Origin of the sequence: Streptomyces syringium, from assembly GCF_017876625.1 — a bacterium.
Taxonomy (GTDB): Bacteria; Actinomycetota; Actinomycetes; order Streptomycetales; family Streptomycetaceae; genus Streptomyces; species Streptomyces syringius.
In genome coordinates this window covers 607,214-631,054 of the sequence record NZ_JAGIOH010000001.1, presented here as the reverse complement: position 1 = coordinate 631,054, position 23,841 = coordinate 607,214, and the positions used below count along the sequence as shown (strand labels likewise).

The following is a 23,841-nucleotide window of genomic DNA, read 5'->3' as shown; positions in this document are numbered from 1 at the left end:
GCCTGGTATGTCTGACTAAGCCTTGATGGGTGCGGCGGACCTGGCGGCCTGCTCGATCTTCGCGCGGTAGGCCGCACGGGCTTCCTGGTCGATCTGCTGCTCGTGCTCGGCGCGCACCCCGGTCCGGCCGTCGAGGCCCTCGCGCAGGATGTCGGCGTGCCCGGCATGCCGGATGGTCTCGCCGAGGACGTGGACCACGATGGCGAACAGGTTCGTGTTGGGATAAGGCTCCGGCCACCACGGCACGTGGCCGGGGGCGTCGAGGGGAAGCTCGTTGATCGTCGCGTCCGAGTGTTCCCACGTGCGCCGGTAGAACCCGGTGATCTGATCGAGGGTCTCGTCCTCGGCCGCCCACTGATCGCTGCCGTCATGGTCCTGCCACCGGGGCAGCGGTTCCGGGGAAGGGCGGTCGAAGACCTCGCCGAAGTACCTGGCCTCGACGCCGGCCACGTGTTTGACCAGGCCGAGGAGGTTGGTCCCGGTCGCGGTCAAAGGCCGGCGGGCGTCGTATTCGGACAAGCCGTCGAGTTTCCAGAGCAGCGCCTTGCGGTCCCGCCGCAGTCTCCCGTGCAGGCTGTCCTTCGCGAATTCATCGATCATGCGGCATGAACCTTCCATGGGCTGTTCGTGGTCTCAAGATCCCGTACGTGGTCCGCAACAGCAACTACACGCATGCTGTTCGGTGCTGTTCTCTGATCCCGTTGAGTAGTTCGGGACGGGGACCGGGGAGGCGGGCGGGTGCCAGGTGAGAATCCAGCCGGCGGTAAGGACCGCCGCGCCGCCTGCCAGGGCGATCGCGCCGCCTGTTCCGATGCCTGCGGACACCGAGCCGAAGCAGGCCGGCCCGACGCCCTGCAGCGTCATGCTGCCGGAGCCGAGCAGACCGAAGGCCTGGCCCTGGCCCTCCTGCGGCAGGGCGTCCAGGAACGGCCGTTGCAGGCCGAGACCGTAGGCCAATCCGAAGCCGCAGAGCAGCAGCAGACAGGACGAGACGCCCACTCCGGGCTCGGTAGCGAAGCCGACCAGCGGCAGTCCCGTCAGCGCAATCAACGGGACTACCAGTCGCTCCCGGGTGGGTGGCCGTAGCAGTCGACCCACCAGCAGGTCACCGACAAGCATGCCGACCGGCAAACAGCCCATCAGCACCGCGTACCGGCCGGGCGCGAAGTGGTGTCCTCCCGCGTAGGCGACGATCAGACCTTCCGCGCCCGCTACGAACGCGGGCGGTAGCCACTGGGCCAGCATCAGTCGTCGTACCGTGTGTCCGCGCAGCAGCAGGCCGGCACCGTGCAGGCTTGCCCGGACGGCCCCGCCATCGCCCCGAGCCCTGCCGGGTGTGCCACCGAACTCTCCCGGCTCCAGCCGGGGTAGCCGGATGCGGACGGCGAGCGCGCAGCCGAGGTAGAGGGCGGCGCTTACCACGAGCGCCCGGTGCGGGCCGAGTACCGCGACGACCGCACCTCCCAGCGCCAGACCGAACAATTGCGCGCCAGAGGAGGCGACGTTGTTCAGTGAACGGCCCAGTACATAGGCGTCGCCCTTGAGCCACTGCGCGACCAGCCGACCCGACGCGCCGCCGAACACCGGTGTGGCGAGGGCGACCAGCGCCACGACACCGAGGCTTGCCGCGATCGGCATCCGCACCAGGGCGAGCAGCAGGGCGGCGGCGCACTCCAAGGCGTAGCCGCCGGCGATGAGCGCACGGGGTGGCAGTTGGTCGGCCAGTGAGCCCAGCAGCAGCGAGCCGAACAACTGCGGGAGAAAGCCGATGCCGAAGGCCAGTGCGCTCAACAGCGCGGAGCCGGTGGCCGCGAAGACCAGCACCGAGAACGTGGTGATCCGCAGCGAGCCCGCAGTGATCGCGACGGCGCGGGTCGAGAAGAGCAGCCGGAATCGCGGCTCGGCCAGCACCTCCCGGTAGGTGGCACGGTGATTGCCCTGCGCGGGTTCGGCGGTTGGGGTCATGACGCCCAGCCTCGCCGTGCGCCCGCGCCACTCACCAATGATTCGTCGCTGGACGAATCGGAACAGGCGTCCGGCGGTAGCATCACGGGGTGCTCCGCTTCGACGTTTCCGCCGAGGACCTGCTGCGCAGCCGCTTCGCACTGTCGCCCGCGATGGACCTCTGCTTACTACTACGCTCGCTCGCCGGCCAAAACCGGCCGCTGCCGCGAGCCTGGGCCACCCGGCTCCTGCCGGCCTTTGAACGGCTTCGCCGCGAGACCGAACTGGACGCCGCCCTCGCCCTGCACACCCCGCAATCCGGGCCGGACTTCGTCGCCCCGCCCCCGCGCGGTCTCAACCAGACCTGGGCAGACGACCTGGCCATGATCCGGGCCACACCGCTGGAAGCGGCCCGCCATGAATTCGCCACCACCGCGACCGGCCCGTCCGCCCATGATCCCCGCGTACGCGCAGTGCTGGACTCCACGGACGCCGTCTCCAGGATCGCCGAGGCGATGGACCAGGCGTGGCACGAGCTGCTCGCCACGGACTGGCCGCAACTGCGCGCGATCTGTGAGCGCGATGTCGTGCACCGGGTGGGTGTGATCGGCGAACACGGATGGGCCACGACCATCGAGAGCCTGCACCCGAGCGTCGCCTGGCGCGCCGGCGGTATCGAGATCGGCTTCTTCCCCCCGGTCGGAAACGTCCGTCTCGCCGGCGACGGGCTACTGCTGATCCCTTCGGTCTTCGTCGGGAACATCGCCGCCCACCTGGAAGACCCCTGGCCCAGGACCTTGGTCTATCCTGCCCGCGGCACCGCCGCCCTGTGGGACGAACAGGCGACCGTTCTCCAACCGGACGCGCTGACCGCTTTGGTCGGCCGGGCGAGAGCCCGGCTGCTGTTGGCGCTGGACGCCCCGGCCAGTACGAGCCACCTCGCCCGAAGCCTCGCCATGGCACCCGGCGCGGTTGGAGACCACCTCGCCATCCTGCGAGGCGCGGGGCTGCTCGTCCGCGCCCGGTCCGGACGGTCGGTGCTCTACCGGCGCACCCCGCTCGGCGAGGCGCTGGCCGCCGGTTCGGGCTGAGGGCTCAGATCAGCACTGTTTTTGAGGCGCCGCCAGCAGATGATCGTGCAGCCGAGGGTGAGGAAGGCCCGGTTGATGTCGGCGCGGATTTCCCAGCGGTACGCAGTCGGCGGAACCAGCGCAGAGGTGCGAAGGCCGCTTCGACGACCCAGCGGTTCATGCCGAGTCCGCTTCCGTCGTCAGCTGCCTGCCTGGTCTGACGAGACCTGCCTCACCGGATCAGTCTTTCAGGGCGTAGAAGTGGATTCGTGTGTTCGGCTGGAATCCGATGCGTGGGTATACGGGGGCTCCGGCGGCGGTGGCGTGCAGTGTGGCGCGGGTCAGTCCGGTGGCCAGCGCGCCTTCGTGCAGCGCTTTGCGCGTGACCGCTTCCCCGTAGCCCTTGCGCTGCCACTGCGGGTCGGTGGCGACGAATGCGACGAACAGGCGGCCTTGTGCCCCGGTCGTGGCGGCGCACGCCACCGGTTCGTCGCCTCGCAGGGCCAGGTAGGCATGCACCTCGTTCTTCCAGAGTGTGGATCCCACGAGGCCGTCGCGGCCCTCGTCCAGAGGGAAGCCGTAGGCGCGTGATTGGAGGTCGGCGTAGGCCTGCAACTGCTCGTCGGTGCGCACGCGGGCGAATGTCAGATCGGGGTGGGACGGCTCGGGGATGGGGAGCAGGTCGCCGGCCATGCCCGTGCCGGGGAAGGCGTACTGGAGGCCGGCCTGCTCGGCCGTCGTCTCCAGTGCGGTGCGGGCCTTGTTGTCGAGGAGGTCTTCGAAGAGCCATAGGAGGCCCGGGTGTTTCTTTGTCCGCATGATGCCCGCGGCCTGGTTCAGACGGTGCTTGAGGAGGTCTGCTCCTGCTTCCGTCTCGGTCAAGGTGATGCAGTTGAAGAACCCGAACCGGCTGTCGGCCCAGCGGAGGGTGATGCCCGGAAGTTCGCGTACGTCCGCGTCCGGGTCGCGGTCGAGCACCATGGTCCGCCAGACGGTGGTGAGTTGTTGTACCGATTCGAGGGACTCCGCGGAAACAGTCACCGTGCCTCCATCACTCGTGGTGCTTGACAAGGTCCCCGTGCAGGTACTGGGTGCCTCTCGCGCCTCTGCGGCAGTGGGGACTCTACTGGCGACGGTTCTCATCAGATGATGTTTTCGGCCTCTTCGGCCTGGTCGTGGGCGTTTGCTGTGCCGGAGCGGGGGACACCGTAGGAGCGGCGTCCGAAGCGCCACCACAGGGCGGCCACGAGGAGGGCCACCAGCAAGGCGACGGGAGTGTAGTTGAAGCTCGTGGCGGTGACGGGGCTGGTCTGCGGCAGCAGGAACAGCACGGTGACCCCGGCTGCCCAGAGCACTGCCACCCAGCCGATCGGCCGGCTCCAGCGGCCCAGGTGCCAGGGCCCGGGGGTGAACCGGTCCCGGTGGCGCAGTCGCAGCAGCACCGGGATGGCGTAGGCCGGGGTGAAGCCCACGACGGAGATCGCGGTCACCGCCGCGAACGCCGTGGCGGAATACAGGGACGGCAGGGCCAGGACGAAGGCGATAGCGACGGCGAGCCAGACAGCGTTCGCCGGGACGGCAGTACGGCGGCTGACCTTCTGCCAGTGCGCCGAGCCGGGCAGGGCGCCGTCCCGGGCGAAGGCGTAGATCATGCGGCTGGCGGAGGCGGTGACGGTGTAGCCGCACAGGAACTGCGCAACGATGATCACCAGTAGCAACGCCTTCGCCGTCGCCACACCCAGCGCGTCCAGGAAGATCTGCGCTACCGGCACCCCGGTCTCGCTGCCCAGCGTCGCGGCGTAGTCCTGGACGGCGAACAGCAAGGCGGCCAGCAAGATACCGCCGGCGACCCAGGACACCGCCACCGAGCGGACGATCCCGCGCGCCGCGGCCACGGAAGCCCCACTGGTCTCCTCGCTCAGGTGGGCCGATGTGTCGTAGCCGGCCAAAGCGAAGCACGGCAGCAGCATGCCCAGCAGGACCACGTACACGGGGCTCGACCAGCCGGTGTTGTTGGTGAACTCGGAGAACACGAAGCCGGCCGGCTGGTGGTGAGAGGGGACGAGGGTCAGGGCGCCGACGATGACGACGGCCCCGGCCAGGTGCCACCACGCGCTCAGGGAGGTCAGGACGTTCATCAGCCGGGTGCCGAAGAGATTCAAGACCGCGTGCAGCGTGAGGATGACCGCGAAAACGATCAGCAGGGACCCTGGGGTCGCCACGAAGCCGAACTGCAGGTTCGCCCAGGCGGCGGTGAAGGTCGCGATGCCGTAGTCCTGGGCCGCGATCCCGCCGAGCAGCCCCAGAAGGTTGAGCCAGCCGGTGTACCAGCTCCACCGCTCGCCGCCGAGCTGGCGGGCCATGTAGTACAGACCACCGCTGGTGGGGTATCGGGAGGTGATCTCGGCCAGCGCCGCGGCCAGGCACAGCACCAGCGGTCCCACGGCGAGCCACCCCCACACCACCACCGCGGGCCCACCGCTGTTCAGGCCGTAGCCGAAAAGCAGCAGCGCCCCGGACATGATGGAGATGACCGACAGAGAAGCGGAGAAGTTGCCGAAGGCGCCCATGCGCCGGCGCAGTTGCTGGGTATAGCCGAGCTCCCTGAGTACGCGCTCGTCGTCCAGTAGCTCGGACCGCTGCGATCGTGCACGTGCTGATGAGCGCATTGAGATCCTCCGCACAGGGAAGAACGAAAAGGGAAGGGGCAGGGTGGCTGCTGGGCCGTCAGCGCGGCACGGCGGAGCCCGCCGACGGATCGGAATACGGCAGTCGCAGCCTTACCAGCCTTGAGCCCCACGGTGACGTGGAAGGTGAGCTCGGTGTGGCGCATCACCCGCGGCCCTCCGCTGTGGTGCCCAAGGGGGCGAAGGCCCGGCGGATCCCCGCACGGTGGGTGCCGGTGCGCAGCAAGGTGGTGAGCAACAGGCGGGCCTTGAGGGGGTCGAGGTGGCCGGCGCCGATCAGACCGCGCCCCAGCAGGTCCTTCTCGGACCCCGGGAATCCGTAGGTGCGGGTCAGGGTCGTGCCGCTGCCGGCGCGGGAGGCGAGTACAACCGGGATACGCCGTGCTGTGTCCTCCAGGAGGGGTACCCATGCGGCGGGGACGTGTCCGGCTCCGAACGCGGCGATCACCAGGCCGTCGGCGTGCTCGGCCATGGCACGTAGCATCACTCCGTCGTCACCGAGGCTGGCCACATACAGGCCGACCCGGGCCGGGATCCGCATCGGGGCGGTGAGCGGAGGCGGGCGGTGGGCGGGCACGGCCAGGAGCCGCACTCGTCCCTCGATAACGGTGCCCAGCGGACCGGTGCCGGGGGCGGTGAACGCCGTGGTGCTGGTGCTGTGGGTCTTCCTGACGCGGGCGGCGTCGAAGATCTGATCGCTGAAGACGACCAGGACGCCCAGGCCACGGGCCTGGGGGCTGGCGGCGAGGGCGACCGCGGCCAGCAGGTTGGCGGGCCCGTCCGCCCCGGCCATCTCCGGATGCCGCATCGCCCCCGTCACGACCACGGGCGCGGTGCCGCCGTAGAGGAGGCTCAGCAGATAGGCGGTCTCCTCCAGGGTGTCGGTGCCCTGCGTGACGACGACCCCGTCGAGGGTGCCTTCGGCGTCCATCGCCCCTAGCGTGTCCGCCAGTTCGTTCATGTCGTCAATCGACAGGGACGCCCCTGGGACGCTGCGGAATTCCAGGGTCTTCACTTGGGCGACGACGTCCCCGAGCTGGGGCACCGCGGCGAGGAGGTCGTGCGCGCCGAGAGCCGGGCGCACGCCACCCTCCGGTGCGGAGGTCATTGCGATGGTGCCGCCGAGCGTCACCACGAGCACCGTGGGAGGCGAAGAGGTGTTCACAAATGTCCTCGCAGAGCGGTCCGGACAGGGCGGCAGCGAGCCTAACGGGCGCCTTCCGGCCTGCCCAGGGCGCCTACGAAGCCCGGGGGCCGATCCAGTTCGAAGTGATCAACCTGCTGCCCGGCCGGAGCGTGCTCCTTCGGGCCCTGCTCCGCGAGGAGGGGCCGGCGTTTCAACGTGTAAAGACCTGGAAGACATCCCGCGATCCCGACTACGCCGCCCGCAAGGCCCGTGTCGAGCACCTCTGCGCGATCGCCGACGGCGAGGTGATGCCCGAGGGCGGCGAGCCCGGAACCGTCTTTCGCCTGGACGACTTCGGGCCGCTGAACGCGCCGGGCGACCTGCACCCGCCCTCCCACGTGACCGTACGGCTCGATGAGAACGCTCGCGCCCTGGGGTCACCCCTACCCCTACCCGAGGGGGAGGGGTGACCCCTCCCACAGGAGGGGGCGTGTAGACCGGGGGAGAAGTCGAATGGCCGTTTGGGTGACGATTCCCCGCTACGAGAACTGAAAAAATCCGGGCACCGGACCGGAAATTCCCGTACGGCTACAGCAGAGGAAAAGAATGAGAAATACAGGACGGCAGCGCGTCATACCCCGTGTCATCACGACGGTCATGGCGTCGGCCGTGGTATTCGCCGTCACCAGCGAATCCACCGCCCTGGCCGCTCCGCCCGACAAGCCGGGCAGCGCGGCGGTCTCACCGCAGACGCACGCCGATGAGTACACCCATATCGTGGTCGACAAACGGCCCCGCGGAGAAGCGAATACCGGCGAATTGCGCGAATCGCTGAACAGGAACGGCCTCCAGACGTCGAAGAGCCGCTGGCTCGCCGACGGAAAGGACCTGGACGCCGAACTGCGGAGGATGGGCTCGGGGTACGCGAAGAACGGACACCACGAGCACGTCTTCATGTGGGACTCCACGAAGAAGGGCATCGAGGGCGGAAACGCTATCGAGGGCAACGGGGACGCCGTCCGGGTCAAGATCCGGTGGGACGCGCTGAAGAAGGACGGAAACTTCCTCGGCGGCACGCTCAAGGGAGACCATGGCGGCGGCCCGCTCGGCGGCGCGTCGACCAACGGCGCCTGGGCGTACAAGGGGGACATTCCCCGGAAGTACCTTTTCATCGTGGGCGTCGACGACCCCTCCCACCCCGGCATGAGCCAGTGGCTCGCCGGAAAGGGCTGGCCCGACGGCAACGGCGTGTGCTCCACCAGCGGCGCGTCGGGCAGGGCGAAGCGTTCCGCCGACGCGTGCGGCATCGCGGCCGCCGACGACGCGAAGGTCGCCCGCACCCACCAGGAACGCCTGCGTGCGCAGGGCGCCGACGTCGAGTACGTCACCTCGCTGGAGGAGTTCGAGAAGAACCCCAAGGCGCTGATGTCACCACTGCGCGAAACCAGCAAGGTCCTCAACGGCGCCGCGGCCGCCGAGCTCGGCGCGAAGGACTTCGAGGCGTTCTCCACGCAGGTCACCGAAGCCCTCGGCCGTGATCTGAAGGCCGTGCACGGACTCACCACCGACACGGGCCTGCTCGCCGAGGTGGGCCGCCGGGTCGGCCGGGCCGGCGAGCTGGGCGTCAAGATCCTGCCGTACGCGGGCATCGCCGCCACCGGCTACGCCGTCGCCGAGGACGCCAAGGCCGGGGACTACGGGAACCTCGCCTTCGACTCGGTCGCCGAGGGGCTCCAGGTCGCCATGGTTGCCCAGCCGGAGCTCACGCCGCTCCTCGAACCCGCCCTGCTGGCCGAGCAGCTGGCACAGCTCGTGTACGACGAGGTCGCCGGATGGATCGCGGAGCAGAAGCAGCTCGCCCACGACCGCGGCCAGTGGGACGACGCCGTCAAGGACTTGGTGGCGCACCGTGACACACAGTGGCGCAACCGCCTCGAAGGCCAGGCCCTCCAGGAGCTCTTCCCCCAGCTCAACGAGAAGTTCAACCGCGTCCTGACGTCCGACGTGGTCACCCTCGGCAAGTGGGCCAAGGCCAAGAAGGCGGCCGTCGCCCGGATCGCCGAGAACTCCCGGGCCCGTGCCGCCTCCGCCGAGGAGAAGCAGCGCATCAGCACGCACGAGTCCACGCTGAAGAAGAAGATCGACGCGAAGATGTGGGAGCAGCAGGACGCCAGGGCCGAGCTGTACGCCCAGGAGATCGTCAAGGTCGCCACGGGGGCCTTCGCTGCGGTGCTCGAGCCCGGCAAGGACGGCAAGAACGGTTTCGACACCTTCAACGCCCACTTCGTCGACAAGAGCGCGAAGCCGTATCTGGACAAGCTGATCGGCAGGATCTCCGACGACGAGTTCCGCGCCAGCGGGGCCAGGGTGTGGGACCAGCGGGAGCTCAACCGCCGTCAGGCGCGCTGGAAGAGCATGACGGACGGCAAGCTCGCCGAGGTGCGCAAGGCCCTGTCCGGCGCGAGCGGCACCACGCTGTCCGCGGAGGAACTGCGGAAGATGCAGCAGCAGTACTTCCCGGCGAAGGAGGTCTTCCGCGACCCGGAGCGCGACCGGGACCGGATCTTCCAGGAACTCGTACGGGATCAGCGCAAGCCCTGAGGGCGGCAGCGCCGGGCAAGGCCGACGACGATGTCCGGAGGATAGACTCACCACCCATTCGGACATATTGTGATCATCTGAAGGGCGTACGGGCATGGAGTGGTACACCGCGCTGTGCAACAGCCGGTGGAAAAACACCGTCCTGGCGGTGGTCTACGGCATCCCGCTCGTCGACATCGCGCTGGTCGTCCCGGACGCGGGCCTCGTCCCGGACCGGACCGCGGGCCTGCTGATCTCCCTCGCCATCGCGGTGACCACAGTGTGGCGCGAGCGCTTCCTCCTGCCCTACAGCGTGCTCTCGGCCGCCGGCGTGATGGTCACCGGCCATCTGCTGAGCACGACGCTGGCCTGCTACACCGCGGTCCGCAAGGGCCACTCCGTACTGGCCACGGTCCTGGTGCTCGTCTCCCTGGTCTTCGCGCTCGCGACGCCGGAGTCGCTCATCGCGCATGCCCCGCACCCGGAGGCCACCTTCTTCGGGGCCGCGGTCATCGTGCTCGTACCGGTGCTCATGGGCTGCCTGGCGAAGGCGAACAGGAAGATGGCCGAGCTCACCGCCGAGCGGCAGGCCAGGGAGGCCCTCCTCCAGGAGGGCCGGCTCCGCGAGGCGGCCCTGCGCCAGCGCGAACGGCTCGTACGGGACATCCACAACGGGGTCGGGCGTCAGATCACCCTCATGGTGCTCCAGGCCGGCGCCATCGCGGTCCGCAAGGACGCGTCGGCACCCGTCAAGGACGGGTGCCGGCTCATCTCCGACGCGGGGCGCGACGCCGTCCACGCCCTGCGCGAGATCGTCGTGCTCGCGAAGACGCCCGACCCCGGCGAGGTGCCGCCGGCCGAACGCCGGCACACCCTGGCGGACCTCGCCCCCGTGATCGGCCGCTACCGCGACGGCGGCCGGCCGATCACCATCAACGTCCACATCTCCCCGGTCCCTCCCGACCCGGCCGCCCAGGACCTCGCCTACAAGGTCGTCGCGGAAGGGCTGAGCAACGCTGCACGCCACGCCCGCAGCGCCGCCGTCGACATCCGGATCCACCAGACCGGCACCGAGCTGATCGTCACCGTGGCCAACGAGGTGCCGCCGCCGGACAGCGACCCGCTGCCGGGCACCGGCCACGGCCTTGCCTGGCTCCGCGAAGAGGTCCGCTCCGCGGGCGGCGCCCTGACGACGGCCCCTGCGCCGGGCGGCGGATTCGTCCTGGAGGCCCGACTGCCGCTCCCCGGCGACCTCGCCCCCCGCCCCGCTTCCCTCACCCAGGAGAACCCGTGATCCGCGTCCTGATCGCCGACGACGACGCCCTGGTGCGCGCCGGGATCCGCGCCATCGTGGAGGCATCTCCGCAGATCACGGTCACGGCGGAGGCCCGGGACGGCCTCGACGCCATCGAACAGGCCCGCCGGTGCCCGCCGGACGTGGTGCTGATGGACATCGAGATGCCGGGCTGCGACGGCCTGGCCGCCACGCGCCACCTCCTCGCACGGCCCGACCCGCCCAAGGTGCTCGTCCTGACCACGTTCGGCATGGACGAGAACATCACCGCCGCGCTGCACGCGGGGGCCTCGGGATTCCTGCTGAAACAGCTCAACCCGGAACAGCTCATCCACGCGGTGTGTACGGTCGCCGCCGGCGGCACCGTGCTGTCCCCCACCGTCACCCAGCAACTCCTCTCGCGTGGGGCGTCCGTGCCCCGGCGCGCGGCCGAGGCCCGCGCCCTGATCGCCAGGCTCAGCACACGCGAGCGGGAGGTCTTCGCCCTCCTCGGACAGGGCATGAGCAACGCCGAGATCGCCGAACGGCTGTACATGAGCGCGTCCACCGTCAAGACGTACGTCTCCCGGGCCCTCACCAAGCTCGACGTCGACAACCGCACGCAGGCGGCACTGCTGGCGTACGAACTCAACCTGCACGAGCAAAGCGGCCGCAGAACACCGGAGAAAGACTGAACCTCTTTCATCCTCAAGGCCAGAGCGCGGGCGTCGCACTCCGATCGGGCGCACTCCCGGCAGGCCCCTGAGCCTCAGCCAGGCTGGGCGGCTCGAGCGGGCGGTGTCGGCGAAGCCCTCCTGGTGGTGTTCCTGAGACGTCCACTCGGACAGGTAGCCGAGATCCCCCACGGGTGGTACGGCTTCGAGTCCGCCGCTAGTGCCTGGGTGACGGTGTCGAGCATGACCTGGGCTGTCTCTGCGTCGTCGACGTCGATCTCGGCGAACGCGATGACCCTGGGAACCCGCTGCTCGCCGTCCGTGATCACGCTCAGGCGGCGGTAGAACGTCCGCGCCCTGGCGTCGGCCGGGACGGCGTCCGCATCTGCCCACTGCTCGTAACCAAGGAGAGCACCGTGGTCTTGCCCACAAAGAGACTTCGGAACAGCAGCGCATCCGGGACGCCTGATGCCGGGGTGGCCGCCAACTGCCGTACGGGATGTCTTCCTGGACATGGAAACTCCTCCTCGTTCGAAATGCGTCCTGGGAACCGCCCGAACCTCCCTGGAGTACGGCGTGGTAGGGGGGCGTGTGACGACGATGGCCATCACGACCAGCGCATCCCGAGCGCGGATACCGCCTGGTGCCCCGGTCCAGGAGCGACTCAACCAGCAGCAGTCCCCGCCCGCCGAGAAGGCGGCCGCGATGGAGCCCGGGCACCCGGCATACCGAGCCGACGTCTTGCTCAGCCTGGCTGAGACCCACTGAGCCTTCCACACAACCCGAGCACCCCGCAGGCAACACGGCCAGTGGTCGTATTCGGCTCGTGATCACGGTCCTTGAGTGCTTGCAGATCACGAGCAAGGCCGTCTCCATACCCTGCGATCACTCCAAAGAGTGACCATGCGGCCGGGCCAAGCTAAGAGCTGTGGGCTGCTGCTGGGCCGGGATTGGGTGCGGGCGGCCGCCACACCGGGTGGATGCGGCGGCCGTGGGTGGGATCGGCTCGTGGTTCGAGTCAGTCAGCAGAGCGGTGGATCAGCCCGGCGTCACCGCACCCTTTGGCACTCCGAACCACTCCTCCAGCGCGTCCGCCAGCCCGGCCGTCGGCGTCGGCGCCTGCGCGTCGGCCGCCCAGGCCGTGAAGCCGTCCGGACGGACGAGGACGGCCGCCAGTTCCGGGCGGGCCGGGCAGCCGGCCGTCAGGGTGTCGACGCGGCCGGCGTACCCCGCGGCGAGGGCCCGGAGCTCCGGGTCGTCGGTGAGGTCGAGCAGCAGCGCCCGGCCGCCGTGGAGGTGGTCCGCGAGACGGCTGCCGTCGGCGAGTTCGAGGTCAGGGGCGCTGCGGCCGGTCAGCGGGTGTTCGCCCGGCAGCTCGTACCGCACTCCGGCGCCGTTGAGCCGCGCGGTGAGGTACGTGGTGCCCGTGACCGTCCCCGCCAGGTCGCTGACGATCTTACGCAGGGCCCGGGACTGCGGGTCCGGGCGCATGGCCGCGACCTGGGACCGGGTCCAGTCCAGGATCCCCGCGTCGACCGGGTGCCGTTCGGCGGTGTACGTGTCCAGCAGCCTCTCCGGTGCCCGGCCGGCGATCACCGCGGCGAGCTTCCAACCGAGGTTCATCGCGTCCCCGATGCCCAGGCTCAGCCCCTGGCTGCCGAACGCTGAGTGCACGTGCGCCGCGTCGCCTGCCAGCAGCACCCGGCCCTTGCGGTACTCGGTGACCTGGCGGGCGTGGTCGGTGAAGCGGGTCGCGGTCCGCACCTCGGTGATCGTGACGTCCACGCCGGAGACACGGCGCAGGCTCTCCTGGAGGTCCTCGGTGGTGACCGGCGCGTCCCGGTCGGCCGGCGGGCCGTCGAACTCCACGGTGACGATGCGGCCCGGCATCGGCCCGTGGGCGTAGACCCCGGTGTCCGTGGCGGTCCAGCCGACCGTCAGGTCCTCGGTGCCGGTCATCTCCACCACCGCCTGGTGGCAGGTGATCTCCGGGTCCGTACCCGGGAATGCGAACCCCGCGAGCTTGCGGACCGTGCTGCGGCCGCCGTCGCAGCCCACGAGCCAGCCGGCGCGTATCGCCCCGCCGTCCGTCCGCACCGTGACGCCCTCGTCGTCCGCGTCGAAGCCCGTCAGCTCCACTCCCCGGCGCACGTCGACGCCGAGCTCGTCCGCCCGCTCGCCGAGCAGCCGCTCGATCTCCTGCTGCGTCACGAGGAGGATCTCGGCGGCGGGTCCGGCGTCGCCGAAGCCCGGCTCCGTGCGGTCGACCAGGTCGGCGCGCAGCATGATCCCGGCGAAGTGCCCGACGAACCCGAGCCCTTGGCCGGCGGCCCCGCCTCCGTCCCCGCCGTTCCGCTCGCGCATGAATGCCTGGAAGCGGTCCATCGCCTGCCGCTGCGCCTCGGCCAGCGCGGGCAGCATGCCCCGGCGGTAGAGGGCCTCGGCGCTGGGCGTGGTGATCGCCCCGCCCTTGATCGTCGGGTTCACTTCGGTGAGGCGCTCCAGGACGGCCACCCGCGTGCCTCCGAGCCGGAGTTCGCAGGCCAGCATCAGTCCGACCGGGCCGCCTCCGGCCACCACTACGTCATAGTCCATGGCGCCCACTATGACCGAGGGCCAAAGAGGCCCTTTCACCGCCTTGACCAGCCACAACAGGCGCCGCGATGTCAAGGGACCGGCCTGGCGAACGGGACGGGAAGCGGGCCGCCCGCGCTGTTGCCCGGCTGCCCTACCCGCCGCCCGCCGGTGTCCCGGCCGGCCCTGGATCGGCTCGGTCAGGTGGTCTGGCGGTCAGCGACCGCAGCGACTGCGCATGGTTCAGCGTCGGCGGCCGAATGGCCACCAGTCCCGACGCAAGCGGCGGCGGGGCAAGGCAGCCGGTCCTGGGTCGGCCTCCGCGCAGCTTCGGGCGTGCGTCGGCCCTTTCACGGCCGAGCCGGGGAGTTTCGGCGGGTGCCGAGGGAAACAAGAACAGTCGGTTGCCCCCTGGACGGGGCAACCGACCGCCGTGTCTTGCAGGTCAGAGGGCGTCGGCCAGCTCTTCGATCTGGTTGGCGAGGTGGGGGTCGGGGTGCATGACGCGGCCGAAGCCGAACTCCTCGACCTCGTCGGCCTTGAGCCGGCCGACGACCTTGCGCAGGGCGTCGCTGGGGAAGTGCGGCTGGGGGCCGGTGACGCGCTGGGAGAAGGGGCTGGGGTAGTGGTCGGTAAGGGCGACGGCCTGGTAGGCCCAGTGGTCGGCGTCGCGCAGGTCGCCGCGGCCGAGGTGGAGCAGGTGCAGGCAGTAGGCGGCGAGGGCGTTGCCGGCGCCGGCGGAGAACTGCCACCAGAACTGGGCGCAGGTCGGTTCGTTGGCGAGGCTGAGCAGGCAGGCGAAGTGCAGGGCGCCGTCGGGGTCGATGCCCTCGTCGCACAGTTTGGTCAGCCGGGCGCCGACGTCGTCGCGGTGGAGCAGCTGGGCGGCCAGGTCCTGGAGCTCCTTGTTGGCCCGGTCGTGCGCGGTGGGGAAGTGCCCTGCGGGCGCGGGCCGGGCGCCGAACATCATGCCGGCGGTGACGTCGCGGACGATTTCCTGCTTCAGGTCGTCCATGTCCTCGTCGCTGAAGGGATCGGGCAAGCCGGCTTCAGCCAGGGCTTCGTCGGTGCTGCGCGGCACGGTGTTACTCCTTGTCTTCGTCGGCAGCCGGGGTCATGGACAGGCCGAGCTTGGTGGCGATGCGTTCCCGGGCCAGGCGGCGGTGGGAGCGGACGGTGTCGGGCTTGATGCCCATGATGTCGGCGATGCGGGAGCTGGGGTAGCCCAGCAGGTAGTGCAGCACGATGACGTCGTACTGGCGGGCGGGGAGCGAGGCTATGGCGGTGAAGAGGCCGAGGGAGGATTCCATGATCTGGAGTTGGCCGCGCATGGCTTCGAGCGTGGCGCGGGCGGCCTGCTGGAAGCTGGCGGTCTGCACCATCTGCGGGGCGGTGCCCGTGAGCCGCAAGTGTGTCTCGACCCGTTGCTTGAGCAGGGCGAAGGCGTATGCCTCGGGGCTCTCCTCCTTGAGTACGACCACCCAGTTCAGGGCCAGGTGGGAGTAGAGGCGGCGGACTACGGCCTTGGCGGACTTCTTGTCGCCGAGCATCGTGTGGGCGTAGCGCAGGTGCGCCTTGGCGTACAGGTCGTAGAAGGCTTCCAGGTCCGGCGGCATCTGGTACTGCATGCCTTCGAGTGAGTTGAGCTCGTCGAGGAAGCTGCTGGGCAGGGTGAACTGGGCTTCGCCAGTTCGGTCGGCTTCGCCGGATGGCGGGGTGTGCATGGTCAGACCTCCTCGTCGCGGGAGATCAGTGGCAGGGGCGACGTGCGGGTGGTGCGGGGGGTGTCCCCCAGCAGCCCGGCAGTGCCGACCCGTACTCCGGCGCTGAGCACGCGCCGTGCCAGCGTGCGTACGTCCGGAGCGAAAACACGCAGCGCGGTGGCCACCACCAGCGCGCTGAGCGCGTCGTTAACAGTCACGAGCCATCCTCACGTCCTGCGGGCGGCGCCCAACTCCCCATCCCCATAAGGGCGCCGGAGGACGGTTGTCCTCAGCCGCAGGATTTCGGACCAGGGGGCCCGAACGCGTACCGGAGTCCCTAATTTTTTCACGACCCGTGATCATGCCGTCGCATAGAGGCGTAGACCAATCCGTTCCGCTGTCACCCAACTACTCACAGGTAACGCCCCTGACCGGCCCAAAGCCCCACCCCTGTGTCCGCGCACCACCCGTCAGGCTCGACCTCGGGCAGAGGCTGCAGGTGACCTGGATCACAGGCGAATCGCTCGGGAGGAAGCGCGCCTGAGACGAGACGCGGTGCTCAGCGCTCTCCTCAGTCTCCGGCCAGGGTCGGCGGCCCTGGCCGGAGAACGCGCGAGCATCTCGAACAGCGGCTCCCACAGAGCCGACTCCCGGCTCGCGTCGTAGCACCGTCGGCGGAGTACCTCCGATGCCGCTCGGCCAACGGGTGTGGACCCGTGCCGACCTCGGGTTGTGCGGCAGATACACCACCGGCACGCGCCGCATTGGGCCTCAGAAACAGAAAACGCCCAGAGGAGCAGGAAGGCCCCTGCCTGCGCCAGCCGCAGCGCGGTACTACGAGTTCAGAGCTTCGCCCCCGCGCTGGTATAGCCCCGCCCTCCAGGGCCAGCTCCTTGATGCGATGCCCACGCCCCGCCCCACGCGGGGCGACCCCATGCTGGCGAGTTGCCCCCCACCCCGACACCGGGCCACCACGATGGGTCCCGGGGAAGCCCCAGAGCCCCGTGACCGGCTGTCAGGGCACCGAAACTGACACCCCAGCCCCTGGGCCGTCATCACCGATCTCCGAGGACACGGCTCCGATGAACGCCCCCTCGTTGCGCACGTTCGCGAGCACATTGAGTTGAATCGGACCGTTGAGCATGTTTCTCAGGGTGATTACCCTTGTGAGGTCCAGAAGGAGAGGCTCGGGCGGCTTCGGGGACGGAGCGGCGACGGCGGATCCGAGCGTGGGACCGGAAAGCAGGGCTACAGCCGTACAGGCGATGGCGACGAGTCGAGCAAGACGCACGGGAATCCCTTCGTCTGCGGGACCGGTTTGGACACCGGCCACTGGCAACTACCCGCACGACGAGCACCTACGCGACACCCTCGCCGTCCTCTCGGCATCGACCCAGGCGTACGGAGTCGCGCCACCGGCTCCCCTTTCCCCCGCACCACCCACCGACAGGTGACCTCTTCTTCCCGTCACGGCGTCATTCAATGACCGGCCTCCCCGCCGACTACCGCGCTTTCCCCAACCGAGTCCCGTCAGGAAGCCCACCCGAAGGCCCCAGGGTGGCACCTTGCGAAAGATCAACCAGGTATCTGACGGGGAAGAGCTGTTGGAAGGCTGGCAGCGCAGGGAGCAGGCAGTCGCCAGCAGGCCTGTCCCAAGGTGTCGCCGCCGCAACCGGCCGTGGGTCAACCCGAACCGGGCTGGAACGAGCCGCCACTGATCGCTGGCCTGCACGGCACTCGGCTCCGTACTTGAGCTCGATGTGGTCCTCGTAGATGGGCGGGTTGTCGACGAAGACGGTGCCGCCGGGGCATCGGCCGACGCTGATTGCGTTCCAGTCGGTCCCAGGGCGCCCGGATGCCGGAGCGGGACGCAAGCACGCCGTGGGGTGTTACGCCGGCCAGGTCACTGGCGAACACGACATCGCCATCCGTCCCACCAGCAGCCGGGTCGCTGCCCGGAGCTCGCAGCACCTTCGGCGGCCACGTCGCGAAGAACGCGTTCCCCTACGCGGCGGAACACGGTTAACACCCCAAAGACATTGTCCACGCAGGTGGGAACATCGACTTCCTCGTCTTCGACGATCGACGACTTCTTCGAGATCCGGCAAAGCGCGCGGAACCCCGAGGAACTCACGAGCGTCGGGGGTCGACGTGAAGTGCAGCTCCAGCGCCCGGGGAGCGATCACCGTTGCGCGGTGGTGCTGGCTCCGTCGAGTGATTCCCGGATGATGTCCGCGTGCCCTGCATGTTGGGCGGTCTCTCTGATCAGGTGCAGCAGGATCCGGCGCGCCGACCAGTAGACCGTCTCCGGCGGGGACCACGGGGTGCTGGGAAGGGGCACGCTCCGGTCCAAGTCCCGTAGGCCGGCCACAGCCTGTTCGGTCGTGCGCGCCGCGGCTGCGTACTGATTCAGCAGCCCGGTAAGCGCCTCGTCGTCGGCCATGCCGTACTGCTCCATGTCCAGCATGCCCTCCGGCAGCTCGCCGTCCCCCTTGACCATGATCTGCACCCACACCTGCTCGCCGCGGGTGATGTGCTTGACGATTCCGCCCAGGGTGAGGTCGCTCGCGGTCGTGCGCTGTGCGGCCTGCACGTCGGTGATGCCGCGGACCGTGATCAGCAGCAACTCCCGCTGCTCCGAGAGTGCATGCAGAAGCTCACCGCGCTCGCCTGGAAGAAGTGGGGTCAGGTTGTGCGACGAAGTGGTCATGAGCAGACCGTAGGAGGCGTGTAGGTCAGTAGGTGTCCTCGATTGCGCGACATCGCCGCCTTCAGCGCGTTCGCCTCTACCGTCTCGGTCTGTCGGCAAGGGAGCCGCAGCGACTGGATTCGCTGTGACGCCTTGATTGGATGACAGCGGCCACTCCTGCCCAGGTCGCCAATCAACTCGCCGTCGGGCGGCTCCTACTCTTCTGGCGCGAAGGCGGCGGCGTTTCGGGCATCCGGTCGCGGAACTGGTCCGGGAGGGATGGGTGCTCAGGAGCCAGATGCAGTGCGTCTCGTGTACGGTGCCCGCCGGATCGTCCAGGAGAACCTAGCCTTGATCATTCCGAGTTTCGTGTCATTTCTCTGCGCGGTGGCTTGAAGACGAGTGGTTCCCCCACAGCCGCGCCATGCCCGTCTTGAGCCGGTCCCGCGGCCGCGCGCAAGATTCTGAGCTCTGCCGTGGCCAGTTCCAGGTCGGCTGCCAGTGATTCGGCCGAGGCGTCCGAGCCCACCTGACGCTCGATCGGCACCCGAGATAACTGGCGTCGCGTCCCCGCCTACCGCGTCCTCCCCGCGGAACGCCTTCGTGTATCAGCCTGGTGCCTCTGTCTTTTCCCGTTTCGCCGGCGTCTCAGGGCCGTGGGTAGAGGCCGGTCGGCGAGGGACCGGATCGGGTGTACGCGCGCCGGGCGGCGGCCCTGGAAGTGGGCCCGGTCGCACCGTGCTTCGCTCGGGGTCAGTTCCCCTGTGCGGCGAAGGCCGCGTACGCGGTCTCGTCGAAGAGGACGAAGCGGACCTCGTCCACGGAGGTGTCCGTGGTCCGCACCGTCTCGACGGCGATGCGTGCCGCGTCGTCCATCGGCCAGCGGAAGATGCCGGTCGAGACGGCGGGGAAGGCGACCGTCTTCGCGCCCAGCTCGTCGGCGACCCGTAGCGATTCGCGGTAGCAGGAGGCAAGCAGCCCCGAGCGGTCCTCCTCTGCGGAGAACACCGGGCCCACCGTGTGGATGACCCATTGGGCCGGGAGGCGGCCCGCCGTCGTGGCGACGGCCCGGCCGGTGGCGAGGCCCTTGCCGTAGTGGGAGGCGCGCAGGTCCCGGCAGGCGTTGAGGATGTCCGGGCCGCCCGCGCGGTGGATGGCGCCGTCGACGCCCCCGCCGCCGAGGAGGGAGGAGTTCGCCGCGTTGACGATGGCGTCCACGTGCTGCTCGGTGATGTCGCCCCGCACGAAGGTGATGGTGGTCATGAAGCCATCTTCGCTCACCACGTCGTCCCGGCCGGAGCGCGTTTCCAGGGGCGTACGGTGACGTGACGCGCTCCGCGCGCGAATGAACCCGTGCGCCCTTACCGCGCCGTGTGCATCGGCAGGGCGAAAAAAGTCATTCCATACCACTGCCCGGTCGCCCTTCTGCTGCCAATCTGCAACCTGGACACGCCGAAACATGGGGCGGATCTTCCGTCTCCGGCAGGCCATCGGGGGATCACATGGCACGGGCGGACAGTTGCGTTCGGCCTGCCGCGCGAGCGGTTCGGCATCGGCTCCACGGAACGGTGGTACGGGTACTTGTCGCGCTGGGCGCGGTGGTGGTGTTGAGCGCGCCCTCGCCGTCACCCGACAGCGGTGTCCCCGAAGAGTTGCGCCGGACGGCCCAGGAGCTACGTGAGGCCCAACGCGGGCAGACCGTCCGGGTAGCGGTGAAAGGGCAGCTCGAACTCGGCCCGGGGAACGTCCGGGAGGGCGTGCGGCAGATCGCCGTCGGCGCGCGAGAAGGCCGCTTCCTGATCGTCGACCTGACCGCATCTCCCCGGAGCGGACAAGCCGGAGCCCTGCTCGCTCTGCTGGCGAAGGAGTGGGTGGTCCCGCGCGACGTGGTACTCACCTCGCTGCGAGGGCAGGCCGACGCGTTGAAGGAAGTGCCGCTGTGCAGCGAGGGGAAGCACAAGCCGCTGTGCGAGTCGCTGCTGAAGGGTGACGTGAAGCTGGAACCGGGCAAGGGCAAACCACTTGCCCTGCCCACCCGCGACGCGGCATCCGCGTCCGGAAAGGGCGCCGACGGGACGCGGTTGCTGGTTCTGGAACAGCGCCGGTCCCCGGCCGACCGCAGCGGACGCCCGGACACGACCGATGCCCTCCTCATCGCCCTCGTGGCCCTCCTCTCCCTCGTCGCCCTGGCCGTGTTCAAGACCAGGCGCCCCGTCGCCGCAGCCACCACCGGTCGTCCGCTCCCGCCCGGCTTCCTCCTCTCCGGGGCGCCGGCGCCCGCGGACCGGCCGGCGCCGACGCCCACGGGACGGCCCCGACTGGCCGTCGTGCGGCGGCTGCCACACGGGCCGGTGCGCACCGCGGTCGTACGGACCTGCTTGCGGCCCCAGGGATATGTCGAGTTCGACGGGTGGCTGCACCGGGCGACGTGGGCCGAACCTTCGCTCACCCCGCCGGGGCCCGGAGCGAGGGTCGATGTGGTGGGCCCCGGCTCCGGGCGGCTGGAGGCCTTCGCGCCCGGCGGCCCCGGGCGCGCCGACGCCCGCGCTCGCGGCAGCACGCCACCCTGACGTCCGTACCGGAACATCCGGAACTTCAACGCACACACATCGGGGGACAACGTGATATCCGGAATACCGAGGCAGCCGGCCGTGCCGTCGCATGACCTGCCCACGCAGGACATGCCCGCGTCCTTCAACGACATCGAGATAGAGAACAACAACGCCCAGCGGCTGCCGCTGCTGCTCCTCCTCGACACCTCCAGCTCCATGACCGGTGAGCCCATCCGGCTGCTCAACGAGGCGCTGGCCACCTGGGGAGACGAGATCAGGGACGATCCGGCGCTGTGCAACAGCGTGGAGATCGCCCTGGTGACCTTCGGCGGCGCGGGCATCGGCATCTGGCAGGGGCCGCACGAACTGGCCCCGGGGGCCCAGGTCAGCCCGTTCGTCCCCGCCCAGCTGTTCCAGCCGCCGCGCCTCGCCGCCTGCGGGGTCACCCTGCTGACCGAGGCGGTGGAGACGGCGATACCCCTGGTGGCGAAGCGCAAGACGGAGCTGAGGCGCAAGGGCCTGCAGTACTACCGTCCGCAGGTCTGTCTGGTGACGGACGGGCTGCCGACCGACACGGCGGGCCGGGTCACCTCGGCATGGCGGCGGCTGATCCCGGTCCTCGCCGCGGAACAGCAGGCGAAGAGGTTCCGCTTCTACGCCTTCGGTATCGGCGGCATCAGCGAGTACGGGCAGCAGGTGCTGCGCGAGCTGGCCCCCACCTACCACGCCACGCTGCACGGGTTCCCGTTCAAGGACCTGCTCCAGACCATGTCGGCCAGCGCCGGCGCGGAGCAGAGGGGCGCGGAGGAGGAGACGTTCGAGCAGCTCTTCGCCCGCTTCAAGACACAGCGTTCCGCGTGGGACGACTGAGCGACGGAGGCGGGGACGAGGTGTCGGGGGTGGTGGGAACGGGGCGTTCCGCAGCGGCGGCGTGGCGGGTGCACGGCCTGAGCGTGCGCGGATACCGGCACGTGCAGCAGGGGCTGCCCTGTCAGGACGCCTGGGGGCAGGCGTGCGCGGGCCCGCCCGGTGCCCGGATCACCGTGCTGGCCGTGGCCGACGGGGCCGGCAGCAGGCCCCGGTCCGAAGAGGGCGCACACCTCGCGATCCGGCTCGCCACCTCGGTGTTCGGGAGGCATCTCGCCTCCTTCGCGACGGCGCCGGACGGGCCGGGCGAGCCGGGGGAGCCGGGCGGGCCGGGGGAGCCGGGTGAGGGGAATACCCTCGCCCGGCTCCAGCGGGATGCCTTCCGGGAGGTGAGGGACAGCTTCCTCGACGACACCCGGGAGCTGGCCGGGGGCAGGGGCGGACCGGCGGACTTCGCCACCACCCTCACCGTGCTGGCGCTCGGCCCCGGCTGGGTGGGTCACACCTCCCTGGGGGATGGATTCGCGGTGCTGCGCGCCGGTGAGACGGACGGCGCACCGCAGTTCCACCTCCTGCCGCAGCCGGAGCCACCGGGGGAGTACGGCAACGAGACGACGTTTCTCAGCTCGCCGGACGCCGTGGCGCGGGTACGGATCGACTGCGTCCGCGACGACGAGGTCGACGGTGTGCTGCTGTCCACGGACGGTCTGGCGCAGGCGGCCCTGTCCACCGCGGACGGACCGGGAGGGCCGGTGCCCAACCGGTCGTTCGCCACCTCCGTGCTGCGTGCGCTGGACCGGCCGGGGCCGGACCCGCAGGCCGACGCCGACGACCTGGGGGCACTGTTGCGCTCGCACCGGCTCACCGCGCTCAACGCCGACGACAAGACGCTCGTCCGGGCCGTACGCGGAGCCCGGCAGGACTGGGGGAGGGGCCTGTTGTGACGGGCCGGAACGTGCGGTTGAACGGTCGGCCGGTCGTCCTGCTCGATCAGCCGCTGGGCTCGGGCCTGGAGGCAGCCGTCCACGGAGTGGAGGGCGCCGATGATCTGGTGGTCAAGGTCTACCACGAGCCCGACGTGGCCCGGGAGCATCGGCTGAAGCGGATGCTGACCCTGAGCCCGCTGGCCGGCCGCCCGGTGGGCAGCGGCCAGCCGCCCGAGCTGGCCTGGCCGGTGGGGCTCGCGTACACGGCGGAGGGCGCGTTCCTCGGCTACGGCATGGGCCGCTACGCCGGCCCCGAACATGTGCAGCTCACCGGGTTGTTCAGCCGTGACCAGCGGCTGCGGCGGTTTCCCGAGCAGGCCGACTGGCGGTTCCTGCTCGGCGTCTGCTGGAACCTGGCCTTCATGACGGCCCGGCTGCACCACGAGGGGCTGGTCATCGGTGACTTCTCCGCCAAGAACGTGGTCGTCGACCAGCGGGGCTTCGCGACGTTCTTGGACTGCGACTCGATCGGCTTCACCGACCCCGTGACGCGCGAGGTGTTCCCGGCCTTCCTGCACACCCCCGACTACGCGTCCCCGGAACGGCTGGCCGGTGCCCCCGGCAGCGCGCACAGCGACGACTTCGCCCTGGCGGTGCTCGTCTACCAGTTGCTCAGTGCCGGATACCACCCCTTCGGCGGGGTGCCCCGCGACAGCGAGGACGACGTACTGATCTCGGACAACATCACCGCCAGCCGAAGCTTCGTCGTACGGCCTGAGTCGGTATATCTGCCGCGTGGTGTGATCGACCCGACGGTGCTGCCGCCCGCGGTGCTGGAGCTGGCCCGGCAGGCGTTCGGGCCGGGAACGCGCGAGGTGGCGGCACGGCCCTCGGCCCGGCACTGGCTGGAGGCACTGGAGCAGGCGAGGGCCGAGGGCGCGGTGACGACGTGCCCCACCCGCCCGCGGCACGCGCACAGCACGCACCTGGCCCGTTGCCCGTGGTGCGACCGCGCCCGCCTGACGGGGCACGATGCCTTCAACCCGCCGACGGCCCCACCCGCAGCCGACGCGCCGGCCGACCTGCTGGAGTTCCCGCCGGAGTGGCTGAAGTTCGTGGCCGTGGCGTCAGCGATCCTCCTCGTCATCATGCTGCTCGCCTCGGTCAGGTGACGTG

20 protein-coding genes and 2 pseudogenes are annotated in these 23,841 nt (G+C 70.0%); 9 read left to right on the top strand and 13 right to left on the bottom strand.

The window, feature by feature from the left end:
• Window positions 1-15: 15 nt before the first annotated feature.
• The gene (locus tag JO379_RS02835) at window positions 16-600 is read right to left on the bottom strand and encodes a DinB family protein (protein ID WP_209513625.1); all 585 of its coding nucleotides are present in this window, start codon (window positions 598-600) and stop codon (window positions 16-18) included.
• A 33-nt stretch (window positions 601-633) separates the two neighbouring features.
• A complete protein-coding gene (locus JO379_RS02830; RefSeq protein ID WP_209513624.1) occupies window positions 634-1,965 on the bottom strand; it encodes an MFS transporter in 1,332 nt (443 codons plus the stop codon).
• Window positions 1,966-2,054: 89 nt separating this feature from the next.
• Here JO379_RS02830 and JO379_RS02825 point away from each other — a divergent pair, with 89 nt between their 5' ends.
• Complete coding sequence (locus tag JO379_RS02825; RefSeq protein ID WP_209513623.1) at window positions 2,055-3,035, top strand: winged helix-turn-helix domain-containing protein; 981 nt, start codon at window positions 2,055-2,057, stop codon at window positions 3,033-3,035.
• Here the strand turns inward: JO379_RS02825 and JO379_RS33065 are convergent.
• The 4 genes and pseudogenes from JO379_RS33065 to JO379_RS02810 form a co-directional block, all read right to left on the bottom strand.
• Window positions 2,987-3,213: pseudogene (locus tag JO379_RS33065) on the bottom strand (hypothetical protein); the annotation flags it as partial. The gene JO379_RS02825 and the pseudogene JO379_RS33065 sit on opposite strands and share 49 nt — an antisense overlap.
• 41 nt (window positions 3,214-3,254) lie before the next feature.
• Complete coding sequence (locus JO379_RS02820) at window positions 3,255-4,055, bottom strand: GNAT family N-acetyltransferase (protein WP_209513622.1); 801 nt, start codon at window positions 4,053-4,055, stop codon at window positions 3,255-3,257.
• A 101-nt stretch (window positions 4,056-4,156) separates the two neighbouring features.
• A complete protein-coding gene (locus JO379_RS02815; RefSeq protein ID WP_209513621.1) occupies window positions 4,157-5,683 on the bottom strand; it encodes an amino acid permease in 1,527 nt (508 codons plus the stop codon).
• 163 nt (window positions 5,684-5,846) lie between these two features.
• Window positions 5,847-6,866, bottom strand: a complete 1,020-nt coding sequence (locus tag JO379_RS02810; protein ID WP_209513620.1) for an asparaginase — start codon at window positions 6,864-6,866, stop codon at window positions 5,847-5,849.
• A 137-nt stretch (window positions 6,867-7,003) separates the two neighbouring features.
• On the opposite strand from JO379_RS02810, the pseudogene JO379_RS33845 reads away from it, so the two are divergent.
• The 4 genes and pseudogenes from JO379_RS33845 to JO379_RS02790 all read left to right on the top strand — a co-directional run.
• A pseudogene (locus JO379_RS33845) lies at window positions 7,004-7,195 on the top strand (IS630 family transposase); the annotation flags it as partial.
• Between the two features lie 238 nt (window positions 7,196-7,433).
• Window positions 7,434-9,428, top strand: a complete 1,995-nt coding sequence (locus tag JO379_RS02800) for a hypothetical protein (RefSeq protein WP_209513619.1) — start codon at window positions 7,434-7,436, stop codon at window positions 9,426-9,428.
• Window positions 9,429-9,522: 94 nt separating this feature from the next.
• Window positions 9,523-10,701, top strand: coding sequence for a sensor histidine kinase (locus tag JO379_RS02795; protein WP_209513618.1), 1,179 nt, complete (start codon window positions 9,523-9,525; stop codon window positions 10,699-10,701).
• On the top strand, window positions 10,698-11,375 hold the full coding sequence (locus JO379_RS02790) for a response regulator (protein ID WP_209513617.1): 678 nt from the start codon (window positions 10,698-10,700) through the stop codon (window positions 11,373-11,375). The genes JO379_RS02795 and JO379_RS02790 overlap by 4 nt, the downstream gene beginning before the upstream one ends.
• A 74-nt stretch (window positions 11,376-11,449) precedes the next feature.
• Here the strand turns inward: JO379_RS02790 and JO379_RS02785 are convergent, their stop codons facing one another.
• From JO379_RS02785 to JO379_RS02755, 7 genes are all read right to left on the bottom strand, one after another.
• Entirely contained in the window at window positions 11,450-11,869 is a 420-nt protein-coding gene (locus JO379_RS02785) for a hypothetical protein (protein ID WP_209513616.1), read from the bottom strand.
• Between the two features lie 523 nt (window positions 11,870-12,392).
• Entirely contained in the window at window positions 12,393-13,949 is a 1,557-nt protein-coding gene (locus tag JO379_RS02780; RefSeq protein ID WP_209513615.1) for an FAD-dependent monooxygenase, read from the bottom strand.
• A gap of 424 nt (window positions 13,950-14,373) precedes the next feature.
• Window positions 14,374-15,009: a hypothetical protein gene (locus JO379_RS02775; RefSeq protein ID WP_209513614.1), complete on the bottom strand. Its 636-nt coding sequence runs from the start codon at window positions 15,007-15,009 to the stop codon at window positions 14,374-14,376.
• 4 nt (window positions 15,010-15,013) lie between these two features.
• Window positions 15,014-15,652, bottom strand: coding sequence for an RNA polymerase sigma factor (locus tag JO379_RS02770; RefSeq protein ID WP_209513613.1), 639 nt, complete (start codon window positions 15,650-15,652; stop codon window positions 15,014-15,016).
• Window positions 15,653-15,654: 2 nt separating this feature from the next.
• Entirely contained in the window at window positions 15,655-15,849 is a 195-nt protein-coding gene (locus JO379_RS02765; RefSeq protein ID WP_209513612.1) for a hypothetical protein, read from the bottom strand.
• A 1,964-nt stretch (window positions 15,850-17,813) separates the two neighbouring features.
• Window positions 17,814-18,341, bottom strand: a complete 528-nt coding sequence (locus tag JO379_RS02760; protein ID WP_209513611.1) for a DinB family protein — start codon at window positions 18,339-18,341, stop codon at window positions 17,814-17,816.
• Window positions 18,342-19,073: 732 nt separating this feature from the next.
• Window positions 19,074-19,583, bottom strand: a complete 510-nt coding sequence (locus JO379_RS02755; protein ID WP_209513610.1) for an O-acetyl-ADP-ribose deacetylase — start codon at window positions 19,581-19,583, stop codon at window positions 19,074-19,076.
• Window positions 19,584-19,888: 305 nt separating this feature from the next.
• On the opposite strand from JO379_RS02755, the gene JO379_RS02750 reads away from it, so the two are divergent.
• The 4 genes from JO379_RS02750 (at window position 19,889) to JO379_RS02735 (ending at window position 23,837) form a co-directional block, all read left to right on the top strand.
• The gene (locus JO379_RS02750; protein ID WP_209513609.1) at window positions 19,889-20,890 is read left to right on the top strand and encodes a hypothetical protein; all 1,002 of its coding nucleotides are present in this window, start codon (window positions 19,889-19,891) and stop codon (window positions 20,888-20,890) included.
• A gap of 81 nt (window positions 20,891-20,971) precedes the next feature.
• Window positions 20,972-21,742 carry a vWA domain-containing protein gene (locus tag JO379_RS02745; protein ID WP_307841878.1) on the top strand — a complete coding sequence of 257 codons (771 nt, stop codon included), beginning with the start codon at window positions 20,972-20,974 and terminating at the stop codon, window positions 21,740-21,742.
• Window positions 21,730-22,683, top strand: coding sequence for a PP2C family serine/threonine-protein phosphatase (locus tag JO379_RS02740; RefSeq protein WP_307841877.1), 954 nt, complete (start codon window positions 21,730-21,732; stop codon window positions 22,681-22,683). The genes JO379_RS02745 and JO379_RS02740 overlap by 13 nt, the downstream gene beginning before the upstream one ends.
• A complete protein-coding gene (locus tag JO379_RS02735) occupies window positions 22,680-23,837 on the top strand; it encodes a hypothetical protein (protein ID WP_209513608.1) in 1,158 nt (385 codons plus the stop codon). The genes JO379_RS02740 and JO379_RS02735 overlap by 4 nt, the downstream gene beginning before the upstream one ends.
• Window positions 23,838-23,841 lie beyond the last annotated feature (4 nt).